We start from the raw sequence: 14,787 nt of genomic DNA, 5'->3' as shown, positions 1-14,787 counted from the left end.
GATGGATAAACTATTTATTATTGGAAATGGGTTTGATCTGGCACATGGATTGCCAACTAGTTATTATGATTTCAAAAGATGGATTTTAGATCAATTAGAGTTAACAGAAACTGAAAGAAATGAGTTTGAAGCAGAAGCGTATTTTATTAGTGATTTTTTATTACCGCAGTCAATGACTATACCCGATGGTGGAGAAGAATTTCTGAAAGATGATATTTTTAAGTTCTTTTTCCGATTGGTATCTCAATTAACTGAAGGTGATTGGCATAATTTTGAATCCTCACTTGGAGAGATAGTTGACTTAGAGATTGATGTTAATACTTTTTATGATAAAGATGGTGACTTTGATCATTTTCAAAATCGGTATTATTTAGAAGACTTGAATAACTCGCTACTAGAAGCAATACTCCCTCTAAAGGACGACTTATTTCCAAACTGGGTTCAATCATTACCTGATACTGAGCAATACCTTGGACTTCAGCCTATTAAAAAAACAATTCTTAATAATAAAAATAGTCTTTTCTTAACGTTTAATTACACGATGGTATTAGAGGAAGTATATCAAATATCGGAGGAAAGAATTTGTCATATTCATGGTAGTATAGTTGATGAGCCATTTATTTATGGTCACGGTCATAGATTTCTACCAGATGAAGAACCAGAATTTTATAGGGATTTAACTTATTCGATGAATAGATTACAAAATGCACTAAAAAAACCAGTCATCGAGCAGTTAAACAATCATCAGATGTTTTTTGATGGCTTAAAAGATGTTAAAGAACTCTATGTAATTGGTTTTAATCTTGAGGATAGCAATACAGTAGATAGACCATACTTTGAGGAAATATTTAAACGTGTACCTCAGGTGGATATTTTCATCGATAACTACAAATATAGCGAAGAAAAGGAACGTAATATCAAACGAACTTTACAATCTTGGGGAGCTAAGAATGCCCACCAATTGAGGTTTATTGATACCAATACAAATATAATAGTGTAAGGAGATTAAATGAAAACAAACAACAATATCCCAGCCTATCGTTTCCAAGGCTACACTGACGCTTGGGAACTGCGTCCACTTGGAGAAATTGGAAATACTTATACAGGCTTATCTGGAAAAACTAAGGATGATTTTGGACACGGTGACGGAAGATTTGTTACTTATATGAATGTTTTTTCAAATCCTATTAGTTTACCAGAAATGGTCGAAGCAGTAGAGATTGATGAAAGTCAGAATACTGTTCGGTATGGAGATGTCTTATTTACAACATCTTCCGAAACTCCTGAAGAAGTTGGGATGTCATCAGTATGGCTGGGAAATACTGAAAATACTTATTTGAATAGCTTTTGTTTTGGTTTTAGACCAGTTAAGAAAGTTAACCCGTATTACCTTGCTTATTTGCTACGTTCGTCAGGAATGAGAAGGAAAATATCATTTTTGGCACAAGGAATTTCTAGGTATAATATTTCAAAAACAAAAATGATGGAACTTGAAATCTCAATCCCAAATGAGAACGAACAATCCGCCATAGGTACCTTCTTCTCCACCCTGGACCGCCATATCACCCTTCATCAGCGTAAGTTGGACACGCTCAAGGAGCAGAAGAAGACCTATCTCAAACTCCTCTTTCCAGCTAAGGGACAAACCAAACCAGCCCTCCGCTTCCAAGGCTTTGAAGACGACTGGGAAGAAGTGAAGTTAGGGGAGGTTGCAAAAATGTATCAACCTCAAACCATTACTGGGGGCGATTTAATCGAAGAAGGGATACCTGTATTTGGTGCAAATGGTTATATTGGCTATTATTCGGATTGTAATCATGTCACAGATCAAGTGACAATATCTGCTCGAGGTGAAGGAACTGGGACACCTAACTTTGTTAAGGCACCAGTTTGGATTACTGGGAATTCAATGGTAATTAATGTGGATGAGAATATGGACATAGATAAGAAGTTTCTATATTCAAATTTTTTAGCCTACGATTTTAAAAAATATGTTAGTGGAGGAGCTCAGCCACAGCTGACTAGAGATGTTCTTAGTTTAGTAATAATCTCCCTCCCTTCCCTCCTCGAACAGGAAGCTATCGGCAATTTCTTCCAAACCCTTGACCAAGAGATTGCTCAGGTGGAGGACAAGCTAGCTAGCTTGAAAGATATGAAAAAGACTCTACTCCGTAAATTATTTGTATAATTCAACCTGTCTGGGAGACAGGTTCGCCCTCTTAATTCCCATTATATTTCTTGACGAACGGTTGATATTCTGATAGAATGAGCATAGAAAAAGAGTTGGACGGCAATCCAACTCTCAGTAGAACCGTTTAAGACGGTGGCTCATATTTACAGAAATAATCCGTTCAACTTGCCGAAAGTGGGGACGGATTATTTTTTGTTTTCATCAGATGTTTCACTCCCCCTAAGTCATCATGTAAAAATCTTGATTAACTGACGATATTTTGTTAAAATAAGCATAGAAAAAGAGTTGGACGGCAATCCAACTCCTAGTAGAGCCATTTCGGTGGTTCACAATGTTTGTTTTATATTATTTAAATTGTCAAATTAAGTTAGACTTTTTATATAACTCAGAAAAACTTGGTAAGGTGTTTGATAATTCAAAGACTTTCTAGGGATTCTATTTCTTTTATCAGCTATAGCTGATAAAAACTGCTGAGAAATATCAGTAAAATCCATCTGTTTCGGAAGTCCGTGTCGTCTTAACAAACCGTTCGAGTGTTCATTTAGACCTCGCTGCCCAGGGCAACCTGGATCAGCAAAGAAAATATCAATGTCATGTGCATTCGAAATAGACTTCCAATTAGAAAACTCTTTCCCACAATCAAAGGTTATCGACTTAAAGAGATGTTTAGGAAGTTGAGACAGCCATTGATTGATGGCAGCCTCAATATCACTTGCTTTTCGTCCCTTGGTTTTCAGTGTGATGATGGATTTTGAAAGGCGTTCTACCAAGGTAATAACCGCACTTTTGTGCTTTTCCCCAACAATGGTATCTCCTTCCAAGTGTCCAAATTCTGCATTAAAATCAGGATAGAGTTCAGCCCTTTCACGTAAATCTCTGCGAAACGTTTGTTTTCCTCGTTTTTCACTATGACCATTTGGCTTTCTCTTCCCTTTCCAGGGGAAATCCTCTTTCTTGAAAATACCACGGTCAGCCAGTCGATAGAGAGTTCTCATAGAGCAAGAAATGTTATCCGAATAAGATCCTTTGATGACATCAAGGCTCCAATCTAAATCCAAATGAGTTTGAATAATGTCTTTTTCTGCTTGCGAAAGACTTGTTTTCCTCCGACCACAGCGTTTCTTATTGGCTATATAGCGTTCGTAGTAGTCATAGGCGGAATGGCCGTCTTTGAGAAAGTTGATAACATTATAGATAGTCTGCTTTGACCTCCCCAGAGATGTCATAATATCTACAATTTTTACGCCTTCTTGGTAGTATGCCTCTATCATTACGAGCTCATTTGTGGTAAGATGGGTATAGGTCATTTATGTTAGTTCCTTTCAGACAAATGTGGTAGTTTATCTGAGCCTAACATAGATGGCTTTTTCTGTCTAGCTTAATTTTACAAATTGGGTTAAAATAAAATCGTCAGTGTCCCAAAATATTGACGGTTTTATTTTTTGTTTTTTTATTTGATATAAAGAATTATTAGATTAGACTGGTTCAACTAATGCTAATTTGAGCAGGTACCTCCGACGTGAGATTTTTGAAACGATATTTTTCAAAAATCGAGCTAGTGCGAGCCTTAGACAAATCGAATAGGATTTGTCGTTACTTGATGAGTAAGTTTACTTACCATCAAGTATAGGCTAGCCTTTCTGTAAGATTTCGGACTTATTTCCATAAGCACCACCTCCAGTTAGAAAGTTGGAACCACCGTCATATTTCTCTACTTATCTATTATACCATATCTTTAGAAAGAATCACAGACATGAACAATTCAAACAACTCACAATCCCTCTACCAGTCCCTTTGGAATGCGGCGGATATTCTCCGTGGCAAGATGGACGCTAACGAATATAAGTCCTATCTTTTGGGCTTGATTTTCTACAAATACCTGTCAGACAAGTTGCTTCTGGCAGTGTGTGACAACCTTGATGAATCCTTTGATAGTTTGTCACAGGCTCAAGCGCTCTATGAGGAAAATTTTGCGGATCCGGATGTTAAGGAAGATTTACTAGATGTCCTTGATGATGAGCTGGGTTACTTTATCGAGCCTGGTCTGACCTTTACGGCCTTGGTAGCAAAAGTCCACACCAGCAACTTCCAGCTGGAAGATTTGGCCCAGGGCTTCCGTGACATTGAGCAGTCTAACGAGATTTTTGAAAACCTCTTTGAAGACATTGACCTATATTCTAAAAAGCTGGGTCCAACACCGCAAAAGCAGAATCAGGTTATTTCAGCCCTGATTAAAGAACTCCATGAACTCAACCTCAGCAACCATGATGGAGATGTTTTGGGAGATGCTTATGAATACCTGATTGGTCAGTTTGCCAGCGACTCAGGTAAGAAAGCAGGTGAGTTCTACACGCCTCAAGCGGTTTCCCACCTCATGACTCAGATTGTCTTCCTCGGACGTGAGCATCAAAAGGGCATGACCCTCTATGATCCAACCATGGGATCTGGCTCTCTCCTTCTTAACGCCAAGCGTTACAGTAAAGAAGCTTCGACCGTTTCCTACTTTGGTCAGGAGATTAACACCTCGACCTACAACCTGGCCCGCATGAACATGATGCTCCACGGTGTTGCCATTGAAAACCAAAAACTTCATGTCGGGGACACCCTTGATGCGGACTGGCCAACGACCGAGCCGACGGACTTTGACGGTGTTCTCATGAACCCACCTTATTCTCAAAAGTGGAGTGGGGATGCTGGTTTCCTGCAAGATGCACGATTCTCTAGCTACGGTGTCTTAGCACCCAAGTCCAAGGCTGACTTCGCCTTTCTCTTACATGGTTTCTACCACCTCAAGCATTCGGGTGTTATGGCTATTGTCCTTCCCCACGGGGTTCTCTTTAGGGGAAATGCAGAGCAGAAAATCCGTCAGCATCTCCTAGAAGAAGGAGCCATTGACACCGTGATTGGTCTACCAGCCAACATCTTTTATAATACATCCATTCCAACCACAGTCATCATTCTCAAGAAAAACCGCATCAGTAAAGATGTTCTCTTTATCGATGCTTCTAAAGAATTTGACAAGGGAAAAAACCAAAATATCATGACCGATGACCATATCGCCAAGATTTTGAAAGCTTATCAAGACCGGCAAGATGTGGACAAGTTTGCCCACCTAGCTAGCTTTGAAGAGATTGTGGAAAATGACTACAACCTCAACATCCCTCGCTATGTTGATACCTTTGAGGAAGAGCCAGTTGTTCCACTAACAGAGCTTGCGGATAAGCTTGCTCAAACTGATAAGGAAATCGCAGCAACCACAGCCCAACTTGAAAGCATGCTTGGTCAGCTAGTCGGTACCACACCAGAAGCACAGGCAGAGCTGACAGCTTTTCTGGAGAAGTTGAAATAGGAGAAGGAACTTAGTTTACCCACCTTATTCCTGACTTACTAAACACATGTTTTTGTTGAGAAGCAGAGTTGGATTACTAGCTCTGCTTTTTTCATCTATTTGGTTTTGAAAACTGTTCCCCAAAATGCTATAATATAACTAGGAACTTCGAATAAATAGGTAGAGAATATTTCTCAATCACTTTATTTGGAGGATAAAAAATGACTAAACGTCGTCAGGCAGTCAGTCCCATGGATGATGTTGCTGTTGAAAAGGCTTTTTGGTCCGCAGCTGGTTTTGTGATTTTGAATGAAGCTGAGATGATGGGCTTTGAAACCTTTGACATGAAACCACACGCAGATGCAACGACAACCATTACAGTCTATGCAAAAGAGTTTATTCGCCAAGTATCACCAGAAGTGATCGATATGAAGCCAAGTATCTTGTTTGAAACAGACGATATTGAAGGTCTTCAAGAACGCATCGCTGGCTTGACAGATACTTGTAGTCCAGTCAATGCGGAACCATTCCCTAACTTTAACTTTGCAAGTCCAAGTGGTCACTACTTTGCTGTTAAAGGGTAATATACTTATTTATATTTGAGATTATCAGCGGTTTTCTATCGCTGATTTTCATATTTTTTCATAAAATATTGAAATCGTTTTCGTATTTGTGGTATAATGAAGTATGAATTGCTAAGGGAGGAATACCTATGTCTGTTAAAGATTTTATGACCCGTAAGGTTGTCTATATTTCACCAGATACAACCATTGCCCATGCGGCAGATTTGATGCGAGAGCAAGGGCTACATCGTTTGCCTGTTATTGAGAATGATAAATTGGTTGGTTTGGTGACCGAAGGGACTATTGCAGAAGCCAGTCCATCAAAAGCAACCAGTCTGTCTATCTATGAGATGAACTATCTGCTAAACAAGACCAAGGTTAAGGATGTTATGATTAAAGATGTCATCACTGTTTCAGGTTATGCAAGTCTTGAAGATGCTGTTTACCTCATGTATAAAAACAAGGTTGGTATCTTACCAGTTGTGGATAACGATCAGCTTTATGGAGTCATTACTGATCGAGATGTTTTCGCAGCCTTTCTCAATGTTTCAGGCTATGGTGAAGAGGGTGTCCGTGCTCGTTTCCTTGTTGACAATAAGGCGGGTGAGTTGGAAAAAATCATTCGTTTGGTTGCGGATAAAGAATACAATATCGTATCAACTGTTCAATTAGCTACTAAGTCTGACAAAGTTGTAATAGAAGTTCAGATTGATGGCAAAGTTGATGTCGAAGAAGTTCGTAATTTATTTGAGGGAGCAGGACTAAAAATTGATAGTCTTATTCCTACTGTTGCAAAAAGTATCTAAAAGCTGAGTTTTTCTCGGTTTTTCTTGTTTATCTGCAGGAATTTTTTAGTAGATAATATAGATATATATGGTAGTAGAAAAATGAAAACTGCAGACTAATAAATCTGCAGTTTTTATCATTAATTTCGTTCAAGTGGTTGCTTATCTTGATCCAAGGTAAATCCTTCTCCAAGAACTTCATGAGCATCTGTAATAGTGATGAATGCATGAGGATCAATGCGACGAATGAGTTCCTTCATCTCTTGGAGTTGGCTTTTGTAGATGACTGAGTAAATCATATTAACATCTTTTTTGCTGTAGAATCCTTGTGCCTTGATAAAGGTGACGCCACGTTCGATTTCACTATCAATCGCTTGGGCTAATTCTTCGGATTTTTGTGAAACGATCATAACGCCTTTACTGCCATAACCACCTTCAGTGACAAAGTCAATAACGCGAGAGCCGATAGCTACCATCATTAAGGTGTATAATACAGTCCGTAAATCCTTGAAGACAATGACAATGAGGGTCAGGATGAGAATATCAATGGCTAAAATAATTTGTCCAATGGAGTATGGAGTATATTTATGAGCAATTCGAGCGATAATGTCACTACCACCTGTTGTACCCCCAGCCCTGAAGATAGTTCCTAATCCTAGCCCCATAAGGATACCACCTAGGATACTGACGAGTATCAAGTCTTGTTGTAAATTGATCAAAAAATGAATTTTTTCGAAAATTGCTAGCCAAATAGTGACGGCTAAAGTTCCCAAAATACTGAGATAGAGAGATCTCTTCCCGAGAATTTTCCAACCAAGAATAAACAAGGGGATATTAATGACGATATTCATTATCCAAGGTTGAATATGAAAGAGGTAGTAAATAATCAAGGTCAAACCAGTTGCACCACCTTCAAATAAGCGATTCGGCATTATCAAATAGTTTAGTCCAAAGGCGAAGAGGCCAGCACCAATCAAAATCAACAATATATTTTTCCAACGCACCATAGTAATCTCCAAATTCATGTATATATCAATTGTAAAAGATTTTCTTACTAAATACAAGACAATTTTCAAGTGATTTTTTGGCTATTTTTTGGTAAAATGGAGTAACTATCTAAGAGCGAGGAAAAGATGAGAAACGGTTTTTTTATTACATTTGAAGGTCCAGATGGGGCTGGTAAGACAACGGTATTGCGGGAGCTATTACCAGCTTTGCAGGAGCTTGGACCAGAAGTTGTTACGACAAGAGAGCCAGGTGGAGTAGCCATTGCAGAAGAAATTCGCAATATCATTCTGAATCCTGAAAACACAGCAATGGATGATAAGACTGAGCTTTTGCTATTTATTGCCGCACGGCGTCAGCATTTGAAAGAGAAGATTTTACCACCTCTGGCTCAAGGGAAGTTAGTATTGATTGATCGCTTTATTGACTCGTCTATTGCCTATCAAGGTTTTGGTCGTGGATTAGATGTGGCGGATATTAATTGGCTCAATCAGTTTGCGACCGATGGCTTAAAACCGGACCTAACGCTCTATTTTGATATTGACGCAGAGGAAGGTTTGGCTCGGATTGCCCGCAATGCTGATCGTGATGTAGATCGTTTGGATATGGAAAAAGCAGATATGCATAAACGAGTGCGTCAAGGCTATATCAGTATTTTGGAGCAAGAACCAGAGCGGATGGTCAAGATTGATGCTAGTCAGCCTTTAGAAGTTGTTGTTGCAGATGCCTTGGCAGTTATTAAGAAACGGTTTGCAGAAAGAACATGAAGATTGAAGAACTTAGACAGTTACAACCAAATGTATTCCAGCGTTTTGTGACTACTTTAGAGCATGATCGTTTGGCCCATGCCTATCTATTTTCAGGTGATTTTGCTAGTTTTGATATGGCTATCTTTCTCAGCCAGTCCTTATTTTGTCAAGAAAAAAGTGGTGTGATTCCCTGTCAAAATTGCCGTTCTTGTCGTCTGATTGAAGATAATGAGTTTGCAGATGTGACTCTTATTGCACCGCAGGGAAATATCATCAAAACGGATATCATCCGAGAATTGGTCAAAAATTTCTCTCAATCAGGCTTTGAATCAACCAAGCAGGTTTTCATTATCCGTGATGCTGAGAAAATGCATGCAAATGCTGCCAATGCATTGTTGAAGGTTATTGAAGAGCCTCAGAGTGATATCCATATTTTTCTTTTAACAAATCAGGAAGATTTGGTATTATCCACTATAAAAAGTAGAGCACAGATTATTCATTTTCCTAAGAATCTACAAGTTTTAGAACGTTTTCTAGAGGAAAAAGGAATATTGCGCAGTCAGGCTGTTTTATTAGCCCAGCTTGTTTCCAGTATAGAAGAAGCAACGCAACTATCACAAAATAAGTCTTTTATGGAATTGCTAGGTTCAATGCGGAAATTTGTTGATAAACTCCTACTTCGTCCTGATGATGCCTATTTGCAAGTTGGGAGCTTGGTTACCTTGCTTCCTGAAAAAGCAGAGCAAGGTCGCGTATTTGACATCATTTCTTTACTTTTAGCTGAACAGTTAACAAATGAAAAAGCTCGTAATTTACTGAATCATTGTTTAAAGGCAAAACAGATGTGGCAGGCTAATGTTAGTTTGCAAAATTGTTTAGAATACTTAACGCTTTAAAAATAATACGAAAGGGAGACTATGGATAAGAAAGAGATTTTTGATGCTTTAGATGATTTTTCACAACATTTGTTGATGACTTTGGCTGAGGTTGAGGCGGTCAAAAAACATTTACAAGGAGTGATTGATGAAAATACAGCTCTTCGTTTGGAAAATTCTAAGTTGCGTGAACGTTTGGAAAAAGAGGAAAAGAGTAGTGTCAAGACTTCGAATTTTGGTAAAGAAAATTTAGAGAATATTTACGAGGATGGTTTTCATATTTGTACTTATGAGTATGGTAAGCGCAGAGAACAGGATGGTCCTTGCATGTTCTGTTTAGAATTATTGAATCGAGATTAGAATGAAAGTACAAAAATCATTTAAAGGAAAGACAAGTTTTGGGAGTCTATACTTGGTACCGACTCCCATTGGAAACTTGCAAGATATGACTTTTCGAGCTATTCAGATTCTGAAGGAAGTGGATGTGATTGCGGCAGAAGATACACGAAATACAGGACTGTTGCTCAAGCATTTTGAAATTGAGACTAGGCAGACTTCTTTTCATGAACATAATGCCCATGAGAAAATTCCGGTCTTGCTTGATTGGCTTAAGTCTGGTCAGTCCATCGCTCAAGTATCTGATGCAGGTCTTCCATCTATTTCTGATCCAGGTCATGACTTGGTGCGAGCTGCGATTGCAGAGGATATTCCAGTTGTTGCCCTTCCAGGTGCATCAGCAGGGATTACAGCCTTGATTGCCTCTGGATTAGCTCCGCAACCACACATTTTTTATGGATTTTTACCGAGAAAAGCAGGGCAACAAAAAGATTTCTTCGAGGAAAAACGGCATTATCCAGAAACGCAAATTTTTTACGAGTCTCCTTATCGTGTAGAAAATACATTGGAAAACATGCAAAAAGTTTATGGAGATCGTCAGGTGACTATTGTTCGTGAATTGACCAAGCTCTATGAAGAATACCAAAGAGGCAGTATTTCTGAATTACTAGCATATCTGAAAGAGGCTCCTCTAAAGGGAGAGTGCCTGCTGATTGTTGCGGGGACTTCAGAGGAAATCCCTCTATCTGTTGGTGAGGTAGATTTAAAAGCTGAGGTAGAAAAAGAAATCGTAGCAGGTCGGAAGCCCAATCAGGCCATTAAAGAGGTAGCTAAACATTACCAACTTAAAAAACAAGAAGTATATAATGCATATCATGGACTAGGCTGAAGCCTAGTTTTTTATTTGAATTTATAGATTAGAGAGAGTAGCTAGTTTAAGAACACCTTATTAATTGAATAGATATAAGGCAATCCGAATGCTATCACGAAATAATAATATTTAATGGAATTTTCTGAATTCTTGTGATATAATGAGCATATTACAATTTTGGAGGGATTTTATGACAATCTATAACTTTTCTGCAGGTCCTGCAGTATTGCCAAAACCAGTGCTTGAACGCGCTCAAGCTGAATTCTTGGACTACAATGGTTCGGGAATGAGTGTTTTGGAGATGTCCCATCGCTCCAAAGACTTCGATGATATTATCAAGGGAGCTGAAGCAACTCTTCGAGAACTCATGGCCATTCCTGATAACTATAAGGTTATGTTTTTACAGGGTGGAGCATCTCTCGCCTTTACAATGATTCCACTCAACTTTGCTCAGGGTAAAAAAGCCTATTATCTAGCTGGTGGTTCTTGGGGTAAAAAAGCCTATACAGAGGCTGTAAAACTATCTAAGACGATTGCCTTTGAACCAATTTTGCTCGGCTCAACTGAAGATATTACCTATGCAGAATTGCCAACATTTGATAAAAACGATATTGATCCATCTGCAGCCTATGTGCATTTGACAACGAATAACACCATCGAAGGAACAGCTGTTTATGAACTTCCAGATACTAATGGTGTGCCTATCATTGGCGATATGTCATCAAACATTTTGGCTGCTCGCTACAATGTTGAAGACTTTGCTATGATTTATGCAGGAGCACAAAAGAATATTGGTCCTGCTGGTGTGACAGTAGTTATCGTTCGCGAGGATTTCTTGAACGACCAACCAATGCTTTCAAGCATGTTGGACTATCGTATCCAAGCGGATAACGAGTCACTCTACAATACACCGCCAGCTTACTCTATCTACATTTCTAAACTTGTTTTCGAATGGGTGAAAGAAATCGGTGGTGTGGATGAGATGGAAAAAATCAACCGTGAAAAATCTGGTTTGCTTTACGACTACATTGATAGCTCAAGTTTCTATAGCAACCCAGTCCGTAAAAAAGAAGAGCGTTCTGTAGCCAATATCCCATTTGTTTCACCAAGTGAGGAACTAGATGCCAAGTTTGTTAAAGAAGCGACTGCAGCAGGCTTTAAGAACATCAAGGGACACCGTTCGGTTGGTGGTATGCGTGCCTCTTTATACAATGCCTTTCCACGTCAAGGTGTGGTCGATTTGATTGACTTTATGAAGAAATTTGAAGCGGAGAATGCCTAATGGAAATTCGCCTAGCTCATCCCAATGAAGTTGGGGCTATTAGTCAGATTATTGAACAAGCTAGAGCCTTTCTAGCTGCTTCTGGTAGTAGCCAGTGGCAAGGAACCTACCCTGATCAAGAAACGATTTTTGATGATATTTTGACTGGAAAAGGTTATGTCGGTTTGGTGGATGGAAAAGTTGCGGTTTATGCAGCTGTCTTGCGTGGGACTGAGGCTGCCTATGAAGCCATCTATGACGGCAAATGGCAACACAACAATCCACTCTATACGACTATTCATCGCGTGGCAGTAGCGGAGGAATTTCAAGGGCAAGGAGTCGTTCAGACCTTTTTGCAAGGGATTATTGAAGGACAAAAAGGACCGGACTTCCGTTGTGATACCCATGAGAAAAATCTAGCCATGCAACATATTTTAGAAAAGTTGGGCTTTGTCTATTGTGGAAAGGTTCCCTTGGACGGTGAACGCCTAGCTTATCAGAAAATCAAACACAAGAGCGAACGGAGTCTGTATCAAGAAATAAGTGAAGACGACCGTTGGCTTTTAGGACCAGTCTCCTAGTTTATCTTTTATTACGTCGTTAACTCGTCTTGCCGTACTCCAGTACTGTCTACGACTTTTGATGCGAACGTTGTTCGCTTTATTTCCAGCCTTCAAAGGTTCGCCGAACCTTTGAAGCTAGTACTAAAAGCAAACTAAAAGACTGTAAATATAAAAAATGAAAGAAAAAGGCGGTAGCTCTTCCGTCTTTTTAGGTAAGAAAAATGGTATTTAGTGTACGTACGTTTAACAATATTAACCAGGTTGGTTTGAAGGAGTTGGGCAATCGTTTCCAGATTGACGGAGACCATGCGGCTAATCCAGATGCCTTTATCATCCGCTCTGAAAACTTGCATGGATTTGATTTTCCAGAAAATCTGAAGGCTATCGCACGTGCAGGTGCTGGAACGAATAATATTCCAATTGAAGAAGCGACTGAAAAAGGGATCGTAGTTTTCAATACCCCTGGTGCCAATGCTAATGCGGTAAAAGAAGCGGTTATTGCTTCTATCCTTTTATCAGCACGTGACTATATCGGTGCAACAGCTTGGGCAAATACACTTTCAGGTGATGATGTGCCAAAACAAGTGGAAGCAGGTAAAAAACAATTTGCTGGTACTGAGATTTCAGGAAAGACTTTGGGAGTTATCGGACTGGGCGCTATCGGTGCTCGCATTGCCAATGATGCTCGCCGTTTAGGAATGAATGTTCTTGGTTACGATCCATATGTATCTATAGAAACAGCCTGGAGCATCTCAAGTCATGTTAAGCGTGTAGATGATTTGAAAGAAATCTTCACCAATGCAGATTATATAACTGTTCATGTTCCTTTGACAGATAAGACTCGTGGTTTATTCAATGCAGACAGCTTTGGTCAAATGAGAAAAGGAACAACCTTAATTAACTTTGCCCGCGGCGAGTTGGTTAATAATGCTGATTTGTTTGAAGCAATCGAGGCTGGAGTCATCAAAAACTACATCACTGACTTCGGTACAGAAGAAGTCCTTAATAAAGATAATATCATTGTCTTCCCGCACGTTGGTGGCTCAACAGAAGAGGCTGAGCTTAACTGTGCTATTGCAGCAGGTCAAACCATTCGCCGTTTTATGGAAACAGGTGAAATCATCAACTCAGTCAATTTCCCAAATGTCAAACAGTTCCTTGATGCACCATATCGGATTACTTTGATTAACAAAAATATTCCAAATATGGTTGCCAAAATCACAACAGCCGTATCTGAATTAGGAATCAACATTGACAACATCATTAACAGATCGAAAGGTGATTATGCCTATACCTTGCTTGATTTGGATGAAGCAGACAAGATCAAAATTGATCAGCTTGTTGAGAAATTTGAAGCGACAGACGCCATTGTTAAAGTTCGTGTGATTAAAAACAAAAACTAAATATGTATGTGAAAACAATCTACCCTAGTCCTCTTGGTCCCATGTCTCTTGTAACAAGTGACAAAGGTCTACGAGGAGTGTGGTTTGAAGGCCAGAAATACTTTGAACGTGGGCTAACAGAAGAACCAATTCTAGGCTCACATCCTATTTTAGATCAGACCAGTATCTTGTTGGATGCTTATTTTTCTGGTGAAGAGGTGAATTTTTCTCACCTACCACTCGAAGCCATTGGAACTGATTTTCAGGAAAAAGTCTGGCAACTTCTTAAAAATATACCACATGGTCAAACGACTACCTATGGTCAGCTCGCCCAGCAGTTAGGTGTTTGCTCATGGCAGGCGATTGGCGGAGCAGTTGGGCGAAATCCATTTTCTATCATTGTTCCTTGTCATCGGGTTCTTAACCAGAAAGGGCAGTTGACAGGTTATGCTGGTGGTCTGGATAAGAAAATGTGGCTTTTACAACACGAAAATCCATCTCTTGAGGTGAAGAAATGATTTTATTTTATGAGTATCCTAAATGCTCAACTTGTCGAGCAGCAAAAGCAGAGCTGAAAAGTTTAGGTATAGAATTTGAAGCTATTGATATTAAGGCAACTCCACCAAGTGCAGACCAGTTAAAAGATTGGATGGAAGCAACAAATCTAGACTTGAAAAAGTATTTCAATACGTCTGGAAATAGTTACCGTGAACTTGGTTTGAAAGACAAGTTTGATAGTCTGACTGTGGAGCAAGCTTTAGATTTACTTGCCAATGACGGTATGCTGATTAAACGACCGTTGCTTATTCAGGATGGAAAAATTCTGCAAATTGGATATCGTACAAAATATGAAAATCTCGGTTTATAAGCCGAGATTT

The 14,787-nt window shown here is 39.3% G+C and carries 16 protein-coding genes; 14 read left to right on the top strand and 2 right to left on the bottom strand.

Going from position 1 to position 14,787, the window contains the following annotated elements:
- Position 1 precedes the first annotated feature (1 nt).
- A complete protein-coding gene (locus AC4CS8_RS06500) occupies positions 2-1,000 on the top strand; it encodes an AbiH family protein (RefSeq protein ID WP_493892464.1) in 999 nt (332 codons plus the stop codon).
- Between the two features lie 9 nt (positions 1,001-1,009).
- Positions 1,010-2,188 carry a restriction endonuclease subunit S gene (locus AC4CS8_RS06495; RefSeq protein ID WP_493892463.1) on the top strand — a complete coding sequence of 393 codons (1,179 nt, stop codon included), beginning with the start codon at positions 1,010-1,012 and terminating at the stop codon, positions 2,186-2,188.
- Positions 2,189-2,553: 365 nt separating this feature from the next.
- Here the strand turns inward: AC4CS8_RS06495 and AC4CS8_RS06490 are convergent, their stop codons facing one another.
- Positions 2,554-3,498, bottom strand: coding sequence for an IS30 family transposase (locus AC4CS8_RS06490; protein WP_172095684.1), 945 nt, complete (start codon positions 3,496-3,498; stop codon positions 2,554-2,556).
- Positions 3,499-3,944: 446 nt separating this feature from the next.
- Between AC4CS8_RS06490 and AC4CS8_RS06485 the strand changes: the two genes are divergently transcribed.
- From AC4CS8_RS06485 to AC4CS8_RS06475, 3 genes are all read left to right on the top strand, one after another.
- Positions 3,945-5,540: a type I restriction-modification system subunit M gene (locus AC4CS8_RS06485; protein ID WP_493892462.1), complete on the top strand. Its 1,596-nt coding sequence runs from the start codon at positions 3,945-3,947 to the stop codon at positions 5,538-5,540.
- Positions 5,541-5,740: 200 nt separating this feature from the next.
- Entirely contained in the window at positions 5,741-6,103 is a 363-nt protein-coding gene (locus AC4CS8_RS06480; RefSeq protein ID WP_493892461.1) for a VOC family protein, read from the top strand.
- A 128-nt stretch (positions 6,104-6,231) separates the two neighbouring features.
- Positions 6,232-6,888, top strand: coding sequence for a CBS domain-containing protein (locus AC4CS8_RS06475; RefSeq protein WP_493892460.1), 657 nt, complete (start codon positions 6,232-6,234; stop codon positions 6,886-6,888).
- A gap of 119 nt (positions 6,889-7,007) precedes the next feature.
- On the opposite strand, the gene AC4CS8_RS06470 is transcribed toward AC4CS8_RS06475, so the two are convergent.
- Positions 7,008-7,874, bottom strand: coding sequence for a YitT family protein (locus tag AC4CS8_RS06470; RefSeq protein ID WP_493892459.1), 867 nt, complete (start codon positions 7,872-7,874; stop codon positions 7,008-7,010).
- A 126-nt stretch (positions 7,875-8,000) separates the two neighbouring features.
- On the opposite strand from AC4CS8_RS06470, the gene tmk reads away from it, so the two are divergent.
- From tmk to AC4CS8_RS06425, 9 genes are all read left to right on the top strand, one after another.
- Positions 8,001-8,639, top strand: a complete 639-nt coding sequence (gene tmk, locus AC4CS8_RS06465; RefSeq protein ID WP_493892458.1) for a dTMP kinase — start codon at positions 8,001-8,003, stop codon at positions 8,637-8,639.
- Complete coding sequence (locus AC4CS8_RS06460) at positions 8,636-9,517, top strand: DNA polymerase III subunit delta' (protein ID WP_493892457.1); 882 nt, start codon at positions 8,636-8,638, stop codon at positions 9,515-9,517. Before tmk ends, AC4CS8_RS06460 begins: the two co-directional genes overlap by 4 nt.
- Positions 9,518-9,538: 21 nt before the next feature.
- On the top strand, positions 9,539-9,856 hold the full coding sequence (yabA, locus tag AC4CS8_RS06455; protein WP_493892456.1) for a DNA replication initiation control protein YabA: 318 nt from the start codon (positions 9,539-9,541) through the stop codon (positions 9,854-9,856).
- A gap of 1 nt (position 9,857) precedes the next feature.
- The gene (rsmI, locus tag AC4CS8_RS06450; protein WP_493892455.1) at positions 9,858-10,721 is read left to right on the top strand and encodes a 16S rRNA (cytidine(1402)-2'-O)-methyltransferase; all 864 of its coding nucleotides are present in this window, start codon (positions 9,858-9,860) and stop codon (positions 10,719-10,721) included.
- A 172-nt stretch (positions 10,722-10,893) separates the two neighbouring features.
- Complete coding sequence (gene serC, locus AC4CS8_RS06445) at positions 10,894-11,985, top strand: 3-phosphoserine/phosphohydroxythreonine transaminase (RefSeq protein ID WP_493892454.1); 1,092 nt, start codon at positions 10,894-10,896, stop codon at positions 11,983-11,985.
- Positions 11,985-12,545 carry a GNAT family N-acetyltransferase gene (locus AC4CS8_RS06440; RefSeq protein WP_493892453.1) on the top strand — a complete coding sequence of 187 codons (561 nt, stop codon included), beginning with the start codon at positions 11,985-11,987 and terminating at the stop codon, positions 12,543-12,545. The genes serC and AC4CS8_RS06440 overlap by 1 nt, the downstream gene beginning before the upstream one ends.
- Positions 12,546-12,748: 203 nt before the next feature.
- The gene (locus tag AC4CS8_RS06435; RefSeq protein ID WP_493892452.1) at positions 12,749-13,930 is read left to right on the top strand and encodes a phosphoglycerate dehydrogenase; all 1,182 of its coding nucleotides are present in this window, start codon (positions 12,749-12,751) and stop codon (positions 13,928-13,930) included.
- Positions 13,931-13,932: 2 nt separating this feature from the next.
- Positions 13,933-14,427 carry a methylated-DNA--[protein]-cysteine S-methyltransferase gene (locus AC4CS8_RS06430; protein ID WP_493892451.1) on the top strand — a complete coding sequence of 165 codons (495 nt, stop codon included), beginning with the start codon at positions 13,933-13,935 and terminating at the stop codon, positions 14,425-14,427.
- On the top strand, positions 14,424-14,777 hold the full coding sequence (locus tag AC4CS8_RS06425; protein ID WP_493892450.1) for an arsenate reductase family protein: 354 nt from the start codon (positions 14,424-14,426) through the stop codon (positions 14,775-14,777). Before AC4CS8_RS06430 ends, AC4CS8_RS06425 begins: the two co-directional genes overlap by 4 nt.
- Positions 14,778-14,787 lie beyond the last annotated feature (10 nt).

Source organism: Streptococcus sp. NSSLK0004 (assembly GCF_059039125.1).
The sequence above is the reverse complement of the archived record's forward strand: the minus strand, read 5'-3'. Positions and strand labels throughout refer to the sequence as shown.